Source organism: Mesorhizobium montanum, assembly GCF_033977145.1.
Lineage (GTDB): Bacteria > Pseudomonadota > Alphaproteobacteria > Rhizobiales > Rhizobiaceae > Mesorhizobium > Mesorhizobium montanum.
Map to the genome: position 1 here is coordinate 61,631 of NZ_JAVIJF010000031.1, position 19,396 is coordinate 81,026.

At 63.6% G+C, this 19,396-nt stretch carries 19 protein-coding genes; 10 read left to right on the top strand and 9 right to left on the bottom strand.

All coding sequences use genetic code 11. The features are described 5' to 3' along the window. Nucleotides 1-41 precede the first annotated feature (41 nt). Together RFM68_RS30735 and RFM68_RS30740 are read left to right on the top strand one after the other, a co-directional pair. A complete protein-coding gene (locus RFM68_RS30735) occupies nt 42-506 on the top strand; it encodes a nuclear transport factor 2 family protein (RefSeq protein WP_320236732.1) in 465 nt (154 codons plus the stop codon). A 5-nt stretch (nt 507-511) separates the two neighbouring features. Beyond that, nucleotides 512-1,081, top strand: coding sequence for a TetR/AcrR family transcriptional regulator (locus RFM68_RS30740; RefSeq protein ID WP_320236733.1), 570 nt, complete (start codon nt 512-514; stop codon nt 1,079-1,081). A gap of 9 nt (nt 1,082-1,090) precedes the next feature. Here RFM68_RS30740 and RFM68_RS30745 read toward each other — a convergent pair whose 3' ends face one another. The 4 genes from RFM68_RS30745 to RFM68_RS30760 all read right to left on the bottom strand — a co-directional run bounded on the left by RFM68_RS30745 (nt 1,091) and on the right by RFM68_RS30760 (nt 5,836). After that, nucleotides 1,091-1,900, bottom strand: a complete 810-nt coding sequence (locus RFM68_RS30745) for an MBL fold metallo-hydrolase (RefSeq protein ID WP_320236734.1) — start codon at nt 1,898-1,900, stop codon at nt 1,091-1,093. 44 nt (nt 1,901-1,944) lie between these two features. Continuing rightward, nucleotides 1,945-2,790: an aldo/keto reductase gene (locus RFM68_RS30750; RefSeq protein WP_320236735.1), complete on the bottom strand. Its 846-nt coding sequence runs from the start codon at nt 2,788-2,790 to the stop codon at nt 1,945-1,947. A gap of 114 nt (nt 2,791-2,904) precedes the next feature. Further along, entirely contained in the window at nt 2,905-3,288 is a 384-nt protein-coding gene (gene copM / locus RFM68_RS30755) for a CopM family metallochaperone (RefSeq protein WP_320236736.1), read from the bottom strand. Nucleotides 3,289-3,331: 43 nt separating this feature from the next. After that, nucleotides 3,332-5,836: a heavy metal translocating P-type ATPase gene (locus tag RFM68_RS30760; protein ID WP_320236737.1), complete on the bottom strand. Its 2,505-nt coding sequence runs from the start codon at nt 5,834-5,836 to the stop codon at nt 3,332-3,334. 184 nt (nt 5,837-6,020) lie between these two features. Here RFM68_RS30760 and RFM68_RS30765 point away from each other — a divergent pair, with 184 nt between their 5' ends. Beyond that, on the top strand, nt 6,021-8,822 hold the full coding sequence (locus RFM68_RS30765) for a [protein-PII] uridylyltransferase (RefSeq protein WP_320236738.1): 2,802 nt from the start codon (nt 6,021-6,023) through the stop codon (nt 8,820-8,822). 40 nt (nt 8,823-8,862) lie between these two features. Then, nucleotides 8,863-10,470: a murein biosynthesis integral membrane protein MurJ gene (gene murJ / locus RFM68_RS30770; protein ID WP_320236739.1), complete on the top strand. Its 1,608-nt coding sequence runs from the start codon at nt 8,863-8,865 to the stop codon at nt 10,468-10,470. Here the strand turns inward: murJ and RFM68_RS30775 are convergent. Beyond that, nucleotides 10,445-10,849: a type II toxin-antitoxin system VapC family toxin gene (locus tag RFM68_RS30775; RefSeq protein ID WP_320236740.1), complete on the bottom strand. Its 405-nt coding sequence runs from the start codon at nt 10,847-10,849 to the stop codon at nt 10,445-10,447. The genes murJ and RFM68_RS30775 overlap by 26 nt on opposite strands. Further along, nucleotides 10,849-11,094, bottom strand: coding sequence for a type II toxin-antitoxin system VapB family antitoxin (locus RFM68_RS30780; RefSeq protein WP_320236741.1), 246 nt, complete (start codon nt 11,092-11,094; stop codon nt 10,849-10,851). Before RFM68_RS30780 ends, RFM68_RS30775 begins: the two co-directional genes overlap by 1 nt. 236 nt (nt 11,095-11,330) lie before the next feature. Here RFM68_RS30780 and trpS point away from each other — a divergent pair, with 236 nt between their 5' ends. The 4 genes from trpS (at nt 11,331) to RFM68_RS30800 (ending at nt 16,175) form a co-directional block, all read left to right on the top strand. Continuing rightward, entirely contained in the window at nt 11,331-12,398 is a 1,068-nt protein-coding gene (gene trpS / locus RFM68_RS30785; protein ID WP_320236742.1) for a tryptophan--tRNA ligase, read from the top strand. A gap of 99 nt (nt 12,399-12,497) precedes the next feature. Next, on the top strand, nt 12,498-12,989 hold the full coding sequence (locus RFM68_RS30790) for a universal stress protein (RefSeq protein ID WP_320236743.1): 492 nt from the start codon (nt 12,498-12,500) through the stop codon (nt 12,987-12,989). Between the two features lie 146 nt (nt 12,990-13,135). Next, entirely contained in the window at nt 13,136-15,457 is a 2,322-nt protein-coding gene (locus RFM68_RS30795; protein WP_320236744.1) for an amylo-alpha-1,6-glucosidase, read from the top strand. Nucleotides 15,458-15,605: 148 nt separating this feature from the next. After that, complete coding sequence (locus tag RFM68_RS30800) at nt 15,606-16,175, top strand: NifU family protein (RefSeq protein ID WP_320236745.1); 570 nt, start codon at nt 15,606-15,608, stop codon at nt 16,173-16,175. A gap of 149 nt (nt 16,176-16,324) precedes the next feature. On the opposite strand, the gene RFM68_RS30805 is transcribed toward RFM68_RS30800, so the two are convergent. Further along, nucleotides 16,325-16,942, bottom strand: coding sequence for a L,D-transpeptidase (locus RFM68_RS30805; protein ID WP_320236746.1), 618 nt, complete (start codon nt 16,940-16,942; stop codon nt 16,325-16,327). Between the two features lie 227 nt (nt 16,943-17,169). Between RFM68_RS30805 and cueR the strand changes: the two genes are divergently transcribed. Further along, a complete protein-coding gene (cueR, locus tag RFM68_RS30810) occupies nt 17,170-17,583 on the top strand; it encodes a Cu(I)-responsive transcriptional regulator (protein ID WP_320236747.1) in 414 nt (137 codons plus the stop codon). A 65-nt stretch (nt 17,584-17,648) separates the two neighbouring features. Here cueR and RFM68_RS30815 read toward each other — a convergent pair whose 3' ends face one another. Then, a complete protein-coding gene (locus RFM68_RS30815) occupies nt 17,649-18,071 on the bottom strand; it encodes a VOC family protein (RefSeq protein ID WP_320236748.1) in 423 nt (140 codons plus the stop codon). A 185-nt stretch (nt 18,072-18,256) separates the two neighbouring features. After that, entirely contained in the window at nt 18,257-18,727 is a 471-nt protein-coding gene (locus tag RFM68_RS30820; protein WP_320236749.1) for a nucleoside deaminase, read from the bottom strand. Nucleotides 18,728-18,898: 171 nt separating this feature from the next. Here RFM68_RS30820 and RFM68_RS30825 point away from each other — a divergent pair, with 171 nt between their 5' ends. Next, nucleotides 18,899-19,120, top strand: a complete 222-nt coding sequence (locus RFM68_RS30825; RefSeq protein ID WP_320236750.1) for a hypothetical protein — start codon at nt 18,899-18,901, stop codon at nt 19,118-19,120. The last annotated feature ends 276 nt before the right edge of the window (nt 19,121-19,396 follow it).

Here is a 19,396-nt window from a genome sequence, read left to right on the forward strand (position 1 = left end):
ACAATGTCGCTTGTAGATGACCTAAAGCGACAGGAGATCCAATGAGCCGTCCGCCATTGCCGCCATTCACGGCCGAGACAGCAGCGCAAAAGGCGCGGATCGCGGAGGATGGCTGGAACAGCCGCGATCCGGAGCGCGTTTCGCTCGCCTATACCGAGGACAGCATCTGGCGGAACCGGGCAGAATTCGTCGCCGGCCGCGGCGAAATCGTCGACTTCCTCAAGCGTAAATGGGCGCGCGAGCTCGACTATCGCCTGATTAAGGAGGTGTGGACCTGGAACGGCAACCGCATCGCTGTGCGCTTTGCCTATGAGTGGCATGACGACAGCGGCCACTGGTTCCGCTCCTATGGCAACGAGAATTGGGAATTCGACGAGGCCGGGCTGATGCGCCGTCGCGTGGCGAGCATCAACGACCTGCCTATCACGGAGCGCGAGCGGAAATATCATTGGCCGCTCGGTCGCCGGCCGGACGACCATCCCGGTCTTTCGGAGCTGGGACTCTAGAGCGCATGCGGCGCATCGCGCCCGACCGAGACCAACTGCTGGGGATCATTGCGGAGGTTTTCCGCGAGCATGGTTATGAGGGCGCCAGCCTGGCCTTGATCGGCGAGGCGACGGGGCTTGGCAAGGGGAGCCTTTACCACTTCTTTCCCGGCGGCAAGGAAGAGATGGGGCGCGCCGTCATCGCTCATATCGACGGCTGGTTCGAGGACAATGTCTTTGCGCCCCTGTGCGACAGTTCCGACCCTTTGGCCGGGATCGAGCACATGCTCACGGCGACGGATAGCTACTTCCGCTCGGGGCGCCGGGTTTGCCTGATCGGCGCCTTTGCGCTGGACGAATCCCGCGACCTGTTCGCCGGCCAAATAAGGGACTATTTCGGCCGCTGGATCATACGTCTCGCCGAAACGCTGGCGCGAATGGGGCTCGGAACGGTCGAGGCCAGCGAGTTGGCCGAGGAAACCGTGGCCGCCATCCAGGGCGCACTCACGCTTGCCCGCGCCGCTGATGACATCGATGTGTTTTCAAGGGCATTGCGGCGACTGCGGAAGCGGCTTGGGCTACCTGCAAAGATCTAAGCTCCGTTCCTACAACGGTTCGAAGCGGAAGCCTGTGTCGGTTCGGGAAATCCGGCCGACGCCCGGTGAATCGAGGTGTGCTCCTGCAACGCAATAGGCGTTGTCGGCGGCAAGAGCCAATATCCGCAGCCGGCTCGCCCGAGCCTGTTCCTGGTCGGCGTCGAATTCCCATGCGACTTCCGGCCGATCGAACTGAAGCGACGGCACATGCACGGTGTCGCCCCAGACCAGCAATGTTTCGCCGCCGCTCGTGACGCGAAAGCAGGTGTGGCCGATTTCATGGCCGGGCGCGGCGATCGCCTTGATGTTCGCGCTCAGGCGCTGTCCCGGGTCCAAAGGTTGTGCTCGATCGTGGAAGCGGCTCAACCTCGCTTCCGACCGGAACACGTCGAGTTCAGGCCGAGGGACAAGCAAGCGGGAGAGCTGCGGGAACCCGTCCCGGCCATCCGGAAGGACGAGCCCGTGGATATGGTCGAGATGGGTGTGGGTGAAGACAACCGTGCGTATCCGATCGACGGCGATCTTCGCCTCGCTCAGCGCCTGCGGAAGATGTCCCATCGTCGGGTGCCAGGCGTTCGAGGACCCTGTGTCGATCAGCGTGATTTCATGACCGTCGTCGATCGCAAAAGCGTTGACGGACAGCCTGAGCGCACCGTCGACGAGTGACACCTGCGCAGGAAGGTCACCGCCGAATGTCCTGTCTCCCGGCTGGCGCAATCGTCCGGTCGGCATGTCGACATAGCCGTCGCGCAGCGACGTGACCCTGATGTCTCCGACCTGGTAAGTCGTGTGATGCGGTCCGGTTGAGATTCGTTCCAACGCTTGCTCTCTTTCAACCGCACATTCCGAAGTGAGGTTTTCGATTAGATCATTTCCAGGCCGCGCTTGCGCGTCGGCGGCGGGAAGGCGCGGTCGAGATCCGCGAAATCCTCAGGCGTCAGCTTGATGTCGAGCGCGGCGGCGTTCTGGCGGACGTGCTCCTGCCGGCCGGCCTTCGGGATGGCGATGACGCCTTGCCGCGTCATCACCCAGGCAAGAGCGACCTGGGCGGCAGTGGCGTTGTGGCGAGAGGCCACGACTTCCAGCCTGGTATTGCGCGCGAGCGCGCCCTGCTCCACCGGCGAATAGGCCATCAGCGGAATGCCGCGTTTGAGGCTCCAAGGCGAGAGGTCGAATTCGGTGCCGCGCCGTGACAGATTGTAGAGGACCTGATTGGTCTGGACGTTGCCGCCGTGCGGCAGGCCGACAAGCTCCTCCATCTCGTCGGTGTCGAAATTGCTGACGCCCCAGTGGCGGATCTTGCCTTCGGCCTTCAGCGCCTCGAAAGCCTCGACGGTTTCGGTCAGCGGCACGCTGCCCGGCCAATGCAGCAGATAGAGATCGATGCGGTCGGTGGCGAGCCGCTTCAGGCTGTTCTCGCAGGCGCGTTTCACGCCGGCGTGCGAGGCATTGGTCGGCAGCACCTTGGAAACCAGGAAGGTTTCGTCGCGGCGCCCGGCGATGGCCTCGGCCACCACTTCCTCGGCGCCGCCGCTGGCATACATTTCGGCGGTGTCGATCAGCGTGACGCCGAGATCGAGCCCAAGCTTCAGCGCCGCGACCTCATCGGCGCGGCGGCGGCGATCCTCACCCATTTTCCAGGTGCCTTGACCCAGCACCGGAACGGCTTCGCCGGACGGCAGCTTCAAGGTTCTGATTGACGAGGGCATGGCTTTCTCCGCGTGAAGCCGGATCGCAGCACAGCCGCAGTCGGAAATCCAGATCGAAGGGCGGAAATCCAGACCGAAGGCTCCTGGCCATCCGGATTCCCCGGGGTGGCTACTTCACCGATGCTTGGCTAGCCAGTCCTGCATTTCCTTGATCTCGGCTTCCTGCGCCGTGACGACACCTTCGGCAAGCTTGCGGATTTCCGGGTCCTTGCCGTTGGCCAGCACAATTTTGGCCATGTCGATGGCGCCCTGATGATGCGGGATCATGCCGCGGACGAAGTCGACATCGGCATTGCCGGTGTATTTGATCATCATGTCCTTGTGCATCTTTTTCATCGCCGCCTCGTAGCCGACGGTAGCCGGGCTCTGGGCGCCCATCGCCATCTTGGACATGTCGTGCTTCATCTCTTCCGCTTGCGCCGGCACACTTTCGAGGAACACGGCAAGTAGCATTCCGGCGGCCATCAGCAGCAGCACGATTTTCTTGGCCAGGGTCATTCAGGATCTCCTTCTGGTTGGATTGCGTATCTGGGAGTTTTGCTCAGAGTTTCAACGTCCTCAGCCGCAAGGCGTTCGCAATGACGGACACCGAGGACAGACTCATCGCCGCCGCCGCCAGCATCGGCGACAGCAGGGTGCCGGTGAGCGGATAGAGCACGCCGGCCGCGACCGGCACGCCGAGCACGTTGTAGAGGAAGGCGAAGAATAGGTTCTGGCGGATGTTGCGGAGCGTCGCCTGGGCCAGCGTGCGGGCCCTGGCGATGCCGTTGAGGTCGCCCTTGACCAGGGTGATGCCAGCGCTCTCGACCGCGACATCGGCACCAGTGCCCATGGCGATGCCGACATCGGCGCTGGCAAGCGCCGGCGCATCGTTGACGCCGTCGCCGGCCATCGCAACGACGGCACCCTTGCCGCGCAGTTCCTTCACCAGCGCGCTCTTGCCGTCGGGCAGCAGGCCGGCACGGATATCGTCGATGCCGAGCCTGCCGGCGATGGCCTTCGCGGTGCGCTCATTGTCGCCTGTGGCCATGATGATGCGCAGGCCTTTGTCGTGCAGAGCCTTGATCGCGTCGGCCGTCGTTGCCTTTACGGGATCGGCTACAGCGACGATGCCGGCAAACCTGCCGTCGACGGCAACGAACATGGCTGTCTTGCCTTCGCTTTGCATCGCCTCGGCATTGGCCGCCGACGTTTCGACGCCGAGGTCCGCCATCATCGCTACATTGCCGAGCGCGACCTTCCTGCCCGAAACCGTACCCGAGACGCCCTTGCCGGTGACGGCTTCGAAATCGGTCGCGTCGGCCAGCTTCAGGCCACGCCTGGCGGCACCCTCGGCGATCGCCTCGGCCAGCGGATGCTCCGAGCCCTTTTCGAGCGAGGCGGCGAGGCGCAGCAACTCGTTCTCATCGATGCCTTCTGCCGCAACGACATCGGTGAGACGCGGCTTGCCTTCGGTCAGCGTGCCGGTCTTGTCGACGATCAGCGTGTCGACCGAGGCGAAGCGCTCCAGCGCCGCCGCTTCCTTGATCAGCACGCCGGCCTGCGCGCCGCGCCCGGTCGCCGTCATGATCGACATCGGAGTCGCGAGGCCAAGCGCGCAGGGACAGGCGATGATCAGCACCGACACCGCCGAGACGATGGCGAAGATCAGGCTCGGCTCGGGACCGAGGACCGACCAGGCGATGAAGGCGAGGACCGCCACCAATACGACGGCCGGGACGAAATAGAAGGACACGCGGTCGGCCAACCCCTGAATCGGGGCGCGTGAGCGCTGCGCCTTGGCGACCAGCTCGACGATGCGCGACAGCGTGGTCTCGGCACCGACCTTTTCGGCGCTCATGACCAGCGAGCCGTTTTTGTTCAGCGTGCCGCCGGTAAGCGCGTCGCCCTCCGTCTTTTCGACCGGAAGCGGTTCGCCGGTGATCATCGATTCGTCGATCGCCGAGCGGCCCTCCAGCACGATGCCGTCGACCGGCACGGCGTCGCCGGGACGGACACGGAGCCGGTCCCCCGCCTTGACACTGTCGAGCGGCACGTCCTTCTCGGAGCCGTCGGCGCCGATCAGCCGCGCCGTCTTTGGCGCAAGGTCCAACAGCGCGCGAATGGCCGAACCCGTGCGCTCACGGGCGCGCAGTTCCAGAACCTGGCCGAGGAAGACCAGAGCGACGATGACGGCGGCGGCCTCGAAATAGACCGGCACGGCGCCGTCATGGCCGCGGAACTGCTGCGGGAAGACGTCCGGGAATAGCGTCGCGACAAGGCTGAACAGATAAGCCGCGCCGACGCCGAGCGAAATCAGTGTCCACATATTGGGGCTGCGGTTGAGGATCGATTCCCAGCCGCGATGGAAGAACGGGAACGCCGCCCACAGCACCACAGGGCTCGCCAGCGCCAACTCTATCCAGGTCTTGGTGCGACCGTCGATGAAGGTTTCGAAGCTGAAGCCCAGCATCGGCGCCATGGCGATGATCAGGAGGGGCACGGAGAGCACCGCGCTGACCCAGAACCGGCGCGTGAAATCGACGAGTTCGGGATTCGGGCCTTCGTCGCCCGTCGGCACGCCCATCGGCTCCAGCGCCATGCCGCAGATCGGGCAGGAACCGGGCTTGTCGCGAACGATCTCGGGATGCATCGGGCAGGTGTATTGCATGCCCTTGGGCATCGGCTGCGGCTCGGGCCGGCCGGCAAGGTATTTTGCCGGCTCCGCCTCGAATTTGCCCTTGCAACCAGCGGAGCAGAAATAGAACCCCTGGCCTTCATGGCGCAGAAAGTGCCTGGCGCTCGCCCGATCGACGCTCATGCCGCAGACGGGGTCGGTGGCGGAAAGATATGCTTCCGGCTCGGCCTGGAATTTCGTGCGGCAGCGCTCACTGCAGAAATGAAACGTCCGGCCGCTGTGTTCGGCTGTCGGCTTGCCGGCCGCCGGATCGACCGTCATGCCGCAGACAGGGTCGCGAATCACCGCTTCGGCGGCGGTCGCGGCACCCTTCGCTGAGCAGCAGGCTCCGTCATGCGCATGATGGTGATGGTGATCGGAATGGCTCATGATCAGGCCCCAAATTTCGAACTTGAGGCCGAGGTAGTGCTTCCAGTAACTGGAAGGTCAAGGGGCGGTTTGGATTTTTCCAGCTTTCGCCGTCCTGCTTCGCATGGCGTTCATCGGCGCCGCTGGAAACGCGGCGGCCCGCCCCATACACAGAGCCGCGAAAACAGGTTATAGACGCCGCCGAATGGCAAAGATCTCCCTGAAACTCGACGAAATCATTGATGGCGACGCCTTGCGCCGCGACTTGACCGCGCTGACGGCGGCGAGCGCCGGCGACGGCTCCGACAAAGCAACGCGCACGGCCGTGCTCCAGCTGCTCAAGGGCAGGCTGGCCGAGGGCCGGAAGATCGCCGAGGCCATGCTGAAGCAAGACGGCGGCGGCAATGCCTGTGCCGAGCGGCTCTCGCATCTGATGGATGAGCTGATCAGGGCGCTTTACGATTTCGCGGCCACGCATGTCTACCGGGTCAAGAACCGCTCTGCCGCCGAACGCATGGCCGTTGTCGCGGTCGGCGGCTATGGCCGCGGCACGCTGGCTCCGGGCTCCGACATCGACCTGCTTTTCCTGCTGCCCTACAAGCAGACGCCGTGGGGCGAACAGATTGTCGAATACATGCTCTACATGCTGTGGGACATGGGGCTGAAGGTGGGCCACGCCACCCGCAACATCGATGAATGCCTGCGACTGTCGCGCAGCGACATCACCATACGCACTTCGATCCTGGAAGCGCGATTCCTGTGGGGCGAACACAAGCTCTATGACGAGCTGCTCACCCGCTTCGACCATGAAGTGGTGCGCACGACCGGGCCGGAATATGTGCAGGCCAAGCTCGCCGAGCGCGACGAGCGCCACGCCAAGGCCGGCGAGAGCCGCTACCTTGTCGAACCCAACGTCAAGGACGGCAAGGGCGGCCTGCGCGACCTGCAGACGCTGTTCTGGATCGGCAAATATTTCTATCGCGTGCGCACCGGCGAGGAGCTGGTCGAGAAGGGTGTCTTCACCGAGGCCGAGTATCGCGAGTTCCAGAAGACCGAGGACTTCCTGTGGGCAGTGCGCTGCCACATGCATTTCCTCACCGGCAAGGCGGAAGAGCGGCTGCATTTCGACATCCAGCGCGAGATCGCCGAGCGTCTGGGCTATACGACGCATCCCGGCCTGTCGGCGGTCGAGCGCTTCATGAAGCACTATTTCCTCGTCGCCAAGGATGTCGGCGACCTCACCCGCATCTTCTGCGCGGCGCTCGAGGAAGAACAGGCCAAGCACGTGCCCGGCTTCAACCGCATCTTCCTCACCTTCCAGCGCCGCAAGCGCAAGCTTGCAGGGACCTCCGACTTCATCGTCGACAACCACCGCATCAACATCGCCGACGACAGCGTGTTCGAGCGCGATCCGGTCAATCTGCTGAGACTCTTCTGGTTCGCCGACAAGCACGGGCTGGAGTTTCATCCCGATGCGCTGAAGCTGCTCACCCGCTCGCTCGGCCTCGTCAACAAGTCGCTGCGGCGCGACGAGGAGGCCAACCGGCTGTTCCTCGATATCCTGACCTCGGACCGCTATGCCGAGCTCAACCTCAGGCGCATGAACGAGGCCGGCTTGCTTGGCCGGCTGATCCCCGACTTCGGCAAGATCGTCGCCATGATGCAGTTCTCGATGTACCACCACTATACGGTGGACGAGCATCTGATCCGCTGCATCGGCGTGCTGGCCGAGATCGAGCGCGGCGACGGCGCCAAAGTGCATCCGCTGTCGCATTCGCTGATGCCGGGGCTGAAGAAAAGCCGCGAGGCTCTCTATGTCGCGGTGCTGCTGCACGACATCGCCAAGGGCCGGCCGGAAGACCATTCGGAAGCCGGCGCCAAAATCGCGCGGCGCATCTGCCCGCATATGGGGCTGTCGGCCGCCGACACCGAGACCGTCGCCTGGCTGGTCGAGAACCATCTCGTCATGTCGATGACTGCGCAGACGCGCGACCTCAATGACCGCAAGACAATCGAGGATTTCGCCTCGATCGTGCAGTCGGTCGAGCGGCTGAAGCTGCTTTTGATTCTCACCGTCTGCGACATCAGGGGCGTCGGGCCGGGTGTCTGGAACGGCTGGAAGGGCCAGTTGCTGCGCACGCTCTATTTCGAGACCGAACTGCTTCTGACCGGCGGCTTCTCGGAAGTGTCGCGTGCCGAGCGCACCGCCGCGGCACGCGAAAGGCTGGCAGAGGCGCTGTCCAGCTGGCCGGCCAAGGAGCGCAAGCGCTATGTCGCGCAGCATTACGAGAACTACCTGCTTGCGGTCGACCTGTCCGACCAGCTTCGCCATGCCGAATTTGTCCGCGAGGCGGATGCCGCCGACAAGAAGCTCGCCACCATGGTCAAGACGCATGAGTTCGAGGCGGTGACCGAGATCACCGTGCTGGCGCCGGACCATCCGCGCCTGCTTTCGATCATTGCGGGGGCATGTGCCGCGGCCGGCGGCAACATCGTCGATGCGCAGATCTTCACCACTTCGGACGGACGCGCGCTGGACTCCATCCTGATCTCCAGGGAATTCGACCTCGACGAGGACGAGCGCCGCCGCGCCGAGCGTGTCGGCCGGCTGATCGAGGACGTGCTGTCGGGCAAGAGCTGGCTGCCCGAGATGATCGAGAAGCGCACCAGGCCGAAGCGCGGCGCCAAGGCCTTCCGCATCCAGCCGCGCGCCGAGATCCGCAATACCTTGTCGAACCGCTTCTCGGTGATCGAGGTCGAGGGGCTGGACCGGCCGGGCCTGCTGTCGGAGATCACCGGAACGCTGTCCGACCTTTCGCTCGACATCGCATCGGCGCATATCACGACCTTCGGCGAGAAGGTCATCGATACGTTCTACGTCACCGACCTGACCGGCCAGAAGATCGACAGCCCGACGCGCACCGCCACCATCCACAAGCGGCTGATCGAAACGTTGGAAGGCAATTCGTCCGAACGCAACGGCAAGGCCAAGGCGGCGGCCGAGTGACCATCCATTTGACGCAATTTCCCTGGCAGTCGTCCCAAGCATGAGCCTGGTCAAGAAATTCGCCACCGTCGCTTCCGGCACGCTGATGAGCCGCGCGCTGGGTTTCGGCCGCGAGATGCTGATGGCGGCGGCGCTGGGCACCGGGCCGGTCGCCGACGCCTTCAACGCCGCCTTCCAGTTCCCCAACACCTTCCGCCGGCTGTTTGCCGAAGGCGCCTTCAACGCCGCTTTCGTGCCGCTGTTCGCCAAGGAGATCGAGCAGCACGGCAACGAGGGCGCCAAGCGCTTTTCGGAGGAAGTGTTCGGCGTGCTGTTTTCGGCGCTCTTGGCGCTGACCATCGCCATGGAACTCGCGATGCCGCTGATCGTGCGCTACCTGGTGGCGCCGGGCTTTGCCGACATTCCGGGCAAGTTCGAGACGACCGTCCGGCTGGCGACGATCATGTTCCCGTACCTGATCTGCATGTCGCTCGGCGCCATGATGGCCGGCATGCTGAACTCGCTGCGCCGCTATTTCGCGGCGGCGATCGCGCCCGCCTTCCTCAACATCATCCTGATCGGCGTGCTCGCCTATGCCTGGTATCACGGGCTGGACGCGCATGATGTCGGCTTCGGCCTCTCCTGGGGCGTGCTGGCGGCGGGCATCGTACAGCTTGCGATCGTCTGGATCGCGGTGCGCAATGCCGGCATCTCGATCGGCTTCCGCCGGCCGAAAATGACGCCGAACGTCAAGCGGCTGCTGATCCTGGCGCTGCCGGCGGCGATCACCGGCGGCATCACGCAGATCAACCAGCTGATCGGCACGGCGATCGCCTCGGCGCAGAACAGCGCCGTGTCGTCGCTTGCCTATGCCGACCGCATCTACCAGTTGCCGCTCGGCGTCGTCGGCGTGGCCGTCGCCATCGTCCTCTTGCCCGAACTGTCGCGGGCATTGAAATCGGGCAATCTTGTCGAGGCCGCCAATCTGCAGAACCGTTCGGTCGAGTTCACCTTGTTCATGACGTTGCCGGCAGCCGCGGCGCTTTGGGTGATGTCGGAACCGATCGTGCGGCTGGTCTATGAGCGCGGCGCCTTTGCCGCCAACCATTCGACGCCGACGGTGGCGGCGATTCTGGCGATCTTCGGCCTCGGCCTGCCGGCCTTCGTTTTGATCAAAGCCTTTACGCCCGGCTATTTCGCGCGCGAGGACACGCGCACGCCGATGATCTTCGCCGCCATCTCGGTCGGGGTGAACGTCGCAACGGCGCTCAGCCTGTTCCCGTCGATGGGCGCGCCGGGCATCGCGGTGGCGTCGGCCGTCGCCGGCTGGATCAACGCGCTGATGCTGCTCGGCATGCTGATCAGGCGCGGCCATTGGGGCCGCGACGTACCGCTGCTGAAGCGTATCCCCAGGCTGGTGCTGTCAGCGATGGTGATGGCCACGGCGCTCTATTTCGCCGAGCACTATTTCGCCGCAAGGATCGGGCCGGGCTCGCCTCTGGTCGTCAAGGCGACGACGGTGCTCGGCCTCGTCGCCGGCGGCGCGCTGCTCTACTTCATCACTGCCTTCGGCACCGGCGGCGCCGATTTCGGCATGATCCGCAGGAACGTGAGGCGGGGGTCGGCCAAGAGTATGCCGCCGGTCACGGAACGGTCTCCAGATCGGTGAGCCGGAACTCGTTCGCCGTAGAAAGCATCGGAGCGGCGTAGTAGCGCGCGCAAGCGTAGTGGAAGCAGTCCGCCAGGTTCAGACGGATGGCGTTGTTGCGAAACCGCGACGCGGCTTCTACGGATAATGATGCGGCTTCGGGCGCTGGCGGAAGCTCGCGCAAGGCAATTGCCCGTTGTTCAAGAAAGCGGTTCACAATTTCCGCGCTTCTGGCGACCGGTATCGCCAGTTTTTCTGGCCGTGCCAGCGCCATCGCGGCCTCCCAAACGGCTATCGCCGACGTGAACGGCGCCGACGCCTTCAGGACGGCCTGCGCGCATCGCTCAGCTTCCACCTCGTCGCTCAGGATCGCCACGATGGCTGCAGCGTCGACAAACATCAATCGTCGCCGGAAAGTTCGTCATAGACGGACCGCGGCAACGGCTTGCGCGCCTGTGCGCTGAGCTTGATCCCAAATTCGGCCCGCAGTCGTGCCGCCGTCTCCAAGGGCGTCTCGAGATTGCGCCGACGCTCCAGGGCTTCGCGCATGGCGATCACGATTGCCTCGGTGATGCCGACGCCTTCAGCTTTGGCGAAAGCGCGCGTCAACCTGTCGGCTTCCTGGTTATTGATGTTGATAGTCATCGCTTCATTCCCTGATGTAGCTCAGAAAATGTAGCTTCTATACTGAAATGTCAACATGCCGATGGCCGCAGCCAGCCCACCTGCGCGCCTCTTGATAGTGCGGTCGCCTTCGTCCATAAGCGCGCCGTCGCAAGACTTTCGCCGCGCGCGGTTTCCAGCCGCATGATTGGCTCCAAAAAGTCTGCAACTTTTTGGAAATCATGCTTATACGGCCCTCCACAAGCCATGAGGAAACCATGTCCGCCTTCAAGCCACTCGTCTTTTCTGGCGTCCAGCCGACCGGCAACCTACATCTCGGCAATTATCTCGGCGCCATAAAGAAATTCGTCGCCCTCCAGGAGCAGTCCGACTGCATCTATTGCGTCGTCGACATGCATTCGCTGACGGCGCAGCTCGTCCATCAGGACCTTGGCGATCAGACCCGCTCGATCACCGCCGCGTTCCTCGCCTCCGGCATCGACCCGAAGAAGCATATCGTCTTCAACCAGTCGCGGGTCATGCAGCACGCCGAGCTTGCCTGGATCTTCAACTGCGTGGCGCGCATCGGCTGGATGTACCGGATGACGCAGTTCAAGGACAAAGCCGGCAAGGACCGCGAGAACGCCTCGCTCGGCCTGCTCGCCTATCCGAGCCTGATGGCGGCCGATATCCTGCTCTACCGCGCCACCCATGTGCCGGTCGGCGAGGACCAGAAGCAGCATCTCGAGCTGACCCGCGACATCGCCCAGAAATTCAACAACGATTTCTCCGAGAAGATCGCCGCACTTGGCGTCGGCGTCGAGATGAGGATAGGCGAGGAAACCGTCAACGGCTATTTCCCGATCACCGAACCGGTCATCGGCGGTCCGGCGGCGCGCATCATGAGCCTTCGCGACGGCTCGAAGAAGATGTCGAAGTCCGACCCGTCGGATCTGTCGCGCATCAACCTGACCGACGATGTCGACACCATCTCGAAGAAGATCCGCAAGGCCAAGACCGACCCGGAGGCCTTGCCGAGCGAGCTCGACGGGCTGGAAAGCCGGCCCGAGGCGGAAAACCTGGTCGGCATCTATGCCGGCCTCGCGGAGATCTCGAAGGAAGACGTGTTGAAGGAATATGGCGGCCAGCAGTTCTCCGTGTTCAAGCCGGCGCTTGCCGATCTTGCCGTGGAGAAGCTGGCGCCGATCGCTTCCGAGATGCGCCGCATCGAGGGTGATCGCGCCTATGTCGACGCCGTGCTCAGGGATGGCGGCGATCGGGCGCGGGCGATCGCCGAGGGCACGATGAAGACAGTGCGCGACATCATCGGCCTGCTTCAGGACTGATCGACCGGTGTTGCTGGATCACCGCCGCGCCGGCCGGCGGCTTGCCGCCGGGTCGCGGCGGTGGCAGATTGTGGCCGAAACCATACCGAGCAGATAGACATGGTCTCCAAACGCCTCAGCCGCGAAGCCGGCCATCGCCGCAAGTTCCTGGCGATCATCGACGACACGCCCGAATGCGAGCGCGCCGTCGCCTACGCCTCGAAGCGGGCGCAGCATACCAGCGGCGTGCTGGTGCTGCTCTATGTCATCGAGCCGGACGACTTCCAGCACTGGCTGGGGGTGGAAAAAATCATGCGCGAGGAAGCAAACGCGACTGCGCGCGCGGCGCTCGACGGTTACGCCAACAAGGTGCGCCAGGATGTCGGGATCGAGCCGGAGCTGGTGGTACGCGAAGGCAAGCCGACCGAAGAGATCCACAAGCTGATCGAGGACGACCAGGACATCGCGATCCTGGTGCTGGCGGCCGGCGCCGGCAAGGAAGGCCCGGGGCCGCTGGTCGGCGCAGTGGCCGGCAAGGGTGCCGCCTTCCCGATTCCCGTCACGGTTGTGCCGCAGAATCTGTCCGACGAAGAGCTCGACAGCCTGGCCTGATTTGTGAAGGTCTTCCAGCAGAAGCCTGGCTTTCCGCCCTAAATTCCCAGTGCCCCCTCCGATCGAAGCCAAACCATGCTACCCTTGGCTGGCGCTTGCGGCGCGCCATTTGGAATTGTCACGTGCGACATTCCAGTGGAGGGCCGATGGCCAAGCCTAAGCAATGGACAGCCCGAAGCGGAACATCGAGGGCGAAAAACACCGGTGCCGAGGACTCGGCGCAGCCGCGCTCGCGGTCAGCACGAGCCCAGGAAAAAGCCCGGCAGACACCTCATGCGCAGCAAGAGCGCAAGCTTCGCGTGCTCGCCAAGGGCCATCCGGCCATGGTCGACAGCATCGCCGGCGCAATCACCGTCAAGAGCCTCGACGCCTATTACGTCATCGCCTCGGATGCGCAGATACCCGTGACGGGCGGACACGGCTTCGGCCTCTATTTTCACGACTGCCGTTTTATCGGCGGCTATCAGATGGCCCTGGCGGGCCTGGCACCGGTCGTCCTGGCCTCGACCGCGCAGAAGGGCTACGCGGCACTTTTCGAACTGACCAATCCGGACCTGCATTCCAAGCAGGGCCGATTGATCCCGAAGGACGAACTCGGCATTCGCTGGGAGCGCGTCCTGGATGCCGAACAGGCCTGCGTGAGGGAAGTGATGACCGTCCAGAATCTCGGACACGAGGCGCACGACTTTCCGCTGACCTTGCAGTTCGGCGCCGGCTTCGAGGACATCTTCAACGTGCGCGGGCTGGTGGAGCAAAATCTCGGCACGGCCGAACGGCCTGCCTGGAGGAATGGCCGACTGCATTTCGCATATCGCGGCGCCGACCGGCTCCGCAGAATGGCGACGATCGCATTCTCGCCCCGGCCCGATGCCACGCACAAGACGACGGCCGAATTCCGCATCGACGTGCCGGCGGGCGCTACCCGAACCATCGCGATCACGATCGAGCTGAAGGAACAACCGGAGGACGCCGAGGCCGAGCAATTGAACCAGCGCCCGGCGGCCCCGCTCGATCGCCTTGCCGGCAAACTCGAGACGAGCTCCGAAGAATGGCTGGGACAGCATACGAAACTCGACAGCGACAGCCTCCTGCTCAACAGCATTGTGGACAGATCGCTGCGCGATGTCGCGATGTTGCGTTCGGAATTGGGGAGCCGCGAATACTTTGCCGCCGGCGTGCCCTGGTTCGTTGCCCTGTTCGGTCGCGACAGCCTGATCGTCGCACTGGAAATGCTGGCCTTTCAGCCGGAGATCGCCGCCCAGACGCTGCGCCTCCTCGCCAGCTATCAGGGAAGCCGGACGGATCGATGGCGGGAGGAACAGCCGGGCAAGATCCTGCACGAACTGCGCGTCGGCGAGTTGGCGCGCGCAGGCGACGTCCCCCATGCCAGGTTCTACGGCACGGTGGACGCCACCCCGCTTTTCCTGCTGCTTCTCGGCCGTCATGCCGCCTGGACCGGCGATCTCGGCCTGTTCCGCGAATTGCAGGTACCGGTGGAAAAGGCATTGGGTTGGATCGCCAAGGCCGGAGACGATCACGGCGAGGGCTATCTGAAGTATCGATGCGGGTCCGCCGAGGGCCTCGTCAACCAGGGCTGGAAGGATTCGGGCGATGCGATCGTCAGGGCCAATGGCGGCATCGCCAAACCGCCGATCGCCCTTGTCGAGGTGCAGGGCTATGTCTTTGCCGCCAAACGGGCCATCGCCGACCTCTATGAGCGCAATCGCGACGCCGATCGCGCAAGGCAGCTTCGCCAAGAGGCCGACAGGCTCCGAATACGCTTCAACCGCGACTTCTGGTGCGAGGATCAGGGCATCTTCGCCCTCGCGCTGGAGGCAAGAAGCCGTCAGGCCGCGGTCGTTTCCTCGAACCCCGGACATGCGCTGTGGTGCGGTATCGCCGACCGCGACAAGGGCCGCCGGTCGGTGGCACGGTTGATGCAGGACGACATGTTCAATGGCTGGGGCGTGCGCACGCTCGCCACCTCGGAGCGGCGCTATAATCCCGTCGGCTACCACCTCGGAACCGTCTGGCCGCACGACAATGCGCTGGTGGCGGCCGGTTGCCGGGAATATGGCGAAGACGACGCAGCGTTGCGTATCTTCACGGCCATCGCCGAGGCAGCGATGCACTTTCGTCATCACAGGCTGCCCGAAGCGATGGCGGGCTTTCCGCGCGCGGATTTCCAGGTGCCGGTACACTATCCCGTCGCCTGTCACCCGCAGGCCTGGGCAGCCGGAGCAGTGCCGTTCCTGCTGACGGTCTGCCTTGGCCTGGAACCGGATGCCTTCGCGAACGAACTGCGGATCGTGCGGCCGCGACTGCCCGGTTTTGTGAACCGCATCGAGCTTCGCGGGCTGCGTGTCGGCAAGGGCAGCGCCGATCTCGAATTCCGGCGAACCAATGACGCAGCCGAGGTCAATGTCCTGCGGACGAGTGGACAACTGACCGTCGAAGTCGGAGGATAAGGGCTGTCAAGGATGCGACATCCCGTCATGGCAAAAACATTCCGCCAGCCAGCCGTTCGGGCGATGCGTTTCGCTTGAATGTCCAGCCGATAGAGCCTATTTAGAATTATTCCAAACTATCGGCCCAGGAAGGGCTTGGAGATACCCCATGTTCATCCAGACCGAATCGACGCCGAACCCGGCGACGCTGAAATTCCTGCCGGGCAAGGAAGTGCTGCGCGATGGCACGGCCGATTTCCGCAACGCCGAAGCCGCGGCTGAGGCCTCGCCGCTGGCCGGCCGGCTGTTCGAGATCCCGGGCGTCACCGGTGTCTTCTTCGGCTATGATTTCATCACCGTGACCAAGGACGGCCCCGACTGGCAGCACCTGAAGCCCGCCATCCTCGGCGCCATCATGGAACACTTCATGTCCGGCGCGCCGGTCATGGCCTCGACGGCGCCGGCGAGCGAAGCCGGCGAGACCGGCGAGTTCTACGACAAGGCCGACGAGGAACTGGTGCTGACCATCAAGGAGCTGCTCGACACCCGGGTGCGCCCGGCCGTTGCCCAGGACGGCGGCGACATCACCTTCCGCGGCTTCGAGAACGGCACCGTGTTCCTGCACATGAAGGGCGCCTGCGCCGGCTGCCCCTCGTCGACGGCGACACTGAAGCACGGCATCCAGAACCTGCTTCGCCACTTTGTCCCGGAAGTGCAGCAGGTCGAGCAGGTCGCCTGAGACTTTCTCGGCCTGCCGTCACGGGATAGGCCAGATCCCAATAGCAAAAACAAAAAACCGGGCCCCAACAGCCCGGTTTTCTGTTTTTGGACGTCTTGTTGTTGCCTAGACGGTCCGCTTGCGAAAGCTTTTGGCCTCGGCCTTCGTGATCACAACACGATGACCTTGGCGCCGACCGACGTGCGGTCGTAAAGATCGATAATGTCCTGGTTCATCAGCCGGATGCAGCCCGACGACATCGCCTTGCCGATCGAGAACCACTCCGGGCTGCCATGCAGGCGGTAGCCCATGTCGCCGCCCTTGTTGAAGAGATACATGGCGCGCGCGCCGAGCGGGTTCTTCAGACCCGGCTCCATGCCGTCGGCGAACTTGGCAAGCTCGGGCTGGCGCTTGATCATCTGCGAAGGCGGCGTCCAGGTCGGCCATTCGCGCTTCAGCGCGATATGGGCGGTGCCGTGCCACTCGAAGCCCTCGCGGCCGACGCCGATGCCGTAGCGCATCGCCATGCCGTCGCCCTCGATGAAGTAGAGGAACTTGTTCTGGGTATCGACGATGATGGTGCCCGGCTTCTCCGAAGAGTCATACCGAACTTCCTGGCGGTGGTACCTGGCGGGAACCTTCTCGATCGGGATGCGCGGCAGCTGATAGCCGGCATCGGTCATCGCGCCATAGTTGTTGGTGAACAACTGTCCGCCGATGGTGCTGCACCCGCTGATCGCGGTCGACAGCGCAAGGGCGGCGACGATTGCAAATGACTTCAAGCGCATGAATAGGTCCGACGCCCCGCCTCGATGTCAGCGGCACGAGTCGGCCGCTTTCTTGCCATCATTCATGCTGGCATTTCTTTTGCTTGCCAAGCGCGCACTGCCTATATGCAAGACCTTACGCGCCGGTAAGTGCCGAACTGCGGCATTTCCGCAACATGCTTCACAGGATTGTGAAACAAAATCAATGAGGCGGCTTAAAGGGCCGTCTGGGACCCGAGGAGAGCGCCATGAATGTCGGTGATGCCGCCGAGCGTTCCGGCCTGCCGGCCAAGACCATCCGCTACTATGAGGAGATCGGGCTGATCCGTCCGGCACGGACCGGGAACGGCTATCGCGACTACTCCGGCGACGACATCCACAGGCTCGCCTTCCTGCGCCGCGCGCGCAATCTCGGCTTCTCAATCGACGATTGCAGGCAGCTGATGGCGCTCTACCAGGACCGCGACCGCGCCAGCCACGATGTGCGCGAGATCGCCGCCGCCCATGTCAGGGCGATCGAGGAGAAGGTGCGCGAATTGCAGTCGATGCGCTCGACGCTGCAGACGCTGATCCAGGCCTGCCACGGCGACGAGCGGCCGGACTGCCCGATCCTGGATGACATGGCTGGAGGGACGGCGGACGAAAAGGCGTTGCAGGCGTAGGCCAGGGCAAGCCTCAAGCAAACTGCTGCCAGAGCGGGAAGGCGGAGAGCCGCGCTTTTCGCCCGCTACGTGTTTGGGTTATGGATGATTTCCCACAGATGTCCGTCCGGGTCACGAAAGTAGCCGGAGTAGATGCCCCAGGGTCTGTCATGCAGTTCCGTGACAAGTGCTCCAGCCGCTTTGGCTTTGCCTAGGAGCTCGTCCACTTCCCGCCGGGTCTCGACGATATGGCCGAGGCTGAACTCCCCGCTACGCGGTGGCTCGGGTGCGATGCCCGCGTCTTTAGCGAGTTCACTACGCGGGTAAAGGGCGAGGATTTGACCGCCGTCGAGGTGGAACATGACGATTGCGCCTGCGGGGTGCGTATCGTCGCCCGCGAACTCAGTTGCGGTAACACCGGCAGACTGCAGCCCGAGCGCCCGGTAGAAGGCGAGCGCCCGCTCGAAATCGGCTACCGCCAGGGTGATCACATCGATGCGCGCTCTCATCAAACGTCCTCGAACCGATCCACCGCAGCAACGGGCGCGAATAGCAGATGGTTCCCGATGGAAAGGGAACGGCTATAGATTCAGAGCAACACAGCGACGCTTGCAGACGCTGACCAGGCCTGCCATGGCGACGAGCGGCCGGACTGCCCGATTCTGATATGGTTGGAGCGGCCTAAGCCGGCTCATCAGCGCTTCCAGAAATCGCGGTGCGGGGCGAGCATCTCGTCCGCGATCTCGGGAAAGGGGCCGAAGACCTCGATCTTTTTCTGGCCGGAGGCGAATACGGCGCGCGAGGGCAGGCTCATCGTCGGGTTCTCCGCGTGATTCCCGGTGAGCGCCAGGAGATCGGTCTCCTCGAAGCCGTAGACCAGCCGCCCGATGTTCGCCCAATACATCGTGCCGGCGCACATCGCGCAAGGCTCACCGGTTGAGACCAGCGTGCATTGCCACAGGAACTCCGGCTCGTAGGCCGCCGCGGCGCGCCGGGCCAGCTCGGTCTCGGCATGGCGCACCGTGTCGAGATTGCCCTGCCGCATGAGCACGCGATCGTCCGGGCCGACCAGCACGCAACCGAACGGATGATGCCCATGCGCCGCCGCATCGCGCGCGACGGCGTCGGCGGATCGGAGGTGGGCGAGCATCTGATCGCGGGTCATGGCAAGATCCCTCTCATCGCGATGATTGCCGCCGAGGTATATGCTTAGCAAGAGCTAATCTTCGCTCGAGCCATCGTTTCGAATGTCCCGCTTGCGAGGATTCCCTATCGATCCGTCGGTGGAGGGCTTGATCGCGCTGGCTTTTGTCTGTCTGCGTCGCCATCATGAGGCATGAGCATCCGGGAAGACATCGAACGTGTCGAGCAGCATATCCGCGAGATTGAAGAGCGGATAGAGCGCCAGCGCGCGGTAATCACTCAGGCAGAGGAAAGTGGCTTGCCGTCAGATGGCCCGCGCAACTTCCTGTGGTTTCTGAAAGAGACATTGAGCCTGAGCCGCGACCACCTGGCCAGGCTTCTGTCAGACGAGTTTCGAGCGACCGGCTCGCAGTAAGGTGCGGCATTCATTCGGTGGGTTTGGGGCTGGGTCAAAGTCGTACTGGACACTAAGGTGCGGCCGCCGCACTCTCTCTCGGCAGCGGAAGTCGGCAAAGATGGGCAGCACCACAAATCAAATCATTCGGGCGGTTTGGCGATTATATAGTCGGCCGTGAACTATTCGCAAGTCATTGATCTGGCATGTTGATTAAGGCGGACGGCAGGTTTGGAATTGCAGGATTAGCGGTATTTGGACACTGTTTTCCTGCAATTCGGTTTTGCGATTCCCTTG

Excerpts from the sequence above, each read along its gene's own strand:
- RFM68_RS30760 (WP_320236737.1), bottom strand. The coding sequence starts at position 5,836 with ATGAGCCATTCCGATCACCATCACCATCATGCGCATGACGGAGCCTGC.
- RFM68_RS30805 (WP_320236746.1), bottom strand. The coding sequence starts at position 16,942 with ATGCGCTTGAAGTCATTTGCAATCGTCGCCGCCCTTGCGCTGTCGACC.
- RFM68_RS30740 (WP_320236733.1), top strand. The coding sequence starts at position 512 with ATGCGGCGCATCGCGCCCGACCGAGACCAACTGCTGGGGATCATTGCG.
- RFM68_RS30820 (WP_320236749.1), bottom strand. The coding sequence starts at position 18,727 with ATGACCCGCGATCAGATGCTCGCCCACCTCCGATCCGCCGACGCCGTC.
- RFM68_RS30735 (WP_320236732.1), top strand. The coding sequence starts at position 42 with ATGAGCCGTCCGCCATTGCCGCCATTCACGGCCGAGACAGCAGCGCAA.
- trpS (WP_320236742.1), top strand. The coding sequence starts at position 11,331 with ATGTCCGCCTTCAAGCCACTCGTCTTTTCTGGCGTCCAGCCGACCGGC.
- copM (WP_320236736.1), bottom strand. The coding sequence starts at position 3,288 with ATGACCCTGGCCAAGAAAATCGTGCTGCTGCTGATGGCCGCCGGAATG.
- RFM68_RS30775 (WP_320236740.1), bottom strand. The coding sequence starts at position 10,849 with ATGTTTGTCGACGCTGCAGCCATCGTGGCGATCCTGAGCGACGAGGTG.
- RFM68_RS30815 (WP_320236748.1), bottom strand. The coding sequence starts at position 18,071 with ATGAGAGCGCGCATCGATGTGATCACCCTGGCGGTAGCCGATTTCGAG.
- RFM68_RS30795 (WP_320236744.1), top strand. The coding sequence starts at position 13,136 with ATGGCCAAGCCTAAGCAATGGACAGCCCGAAGCGGAACATCGAGGGCG.
- RFM68_RS30790 (WP_320236743.1), top strand. The coding sequence starts at position 12,498 with ATGGTCTCCAAACGCCTCAGCCGCGAAGCCGGCCATCGCCGCAAGTTC.
- cueR (WP_320236747.1), top strand. The coding sequence starts at position 17,170 with ATGAATGTCGGTGATGCCGCCGAGCGTTCCGGCCTGCCGGCCAAGACC.
- RFM68_RS30780 (WP_320236741.1), bottom strand. The coding sequence starts at position 11,094 with ATGACTATCAACATCAATAACCAGGAAGCCGACAGGTTGACGCGCGCT.
- RFM68_RS30825 (WP_320236750.1), top strand. The coding sequence starts at position 18,899 with ATGAGCATCCGGGAAGACATCGAACGTGTCGAGCAGCATATCCGCGAG.
- RFM68_RS30800 (WP_320236745.1), top strand. The coding sequence starts at position 15,606 with ATGTTCATCCAGACCGAATCGACGCCGAACCCGGCGACGCTGAAATTC.
- RFM68_RS30750 (WP_320236735.1), bottom strand. The coding sequence starts at position 2,790 with ATGCCCTCGTCAATCAGAACCTTGAAGCTGCCGTCCGGCGAAGCCGTT.
- RFM68_RS30765 (WP_320236738.1), top strand. The coding sequence starts at position 6,021 with ATGGCAAAGATCTCCCTGAAACTCGACGAAATCATTGATGGCGACGCC.
- murJ (WP_320236739.1), top strand. The coding sequence starts at position 8,863 with ATGAGCCTGGTCAAGAAATTCGCCACCGTCGCTTCCGGCACGCTGATG.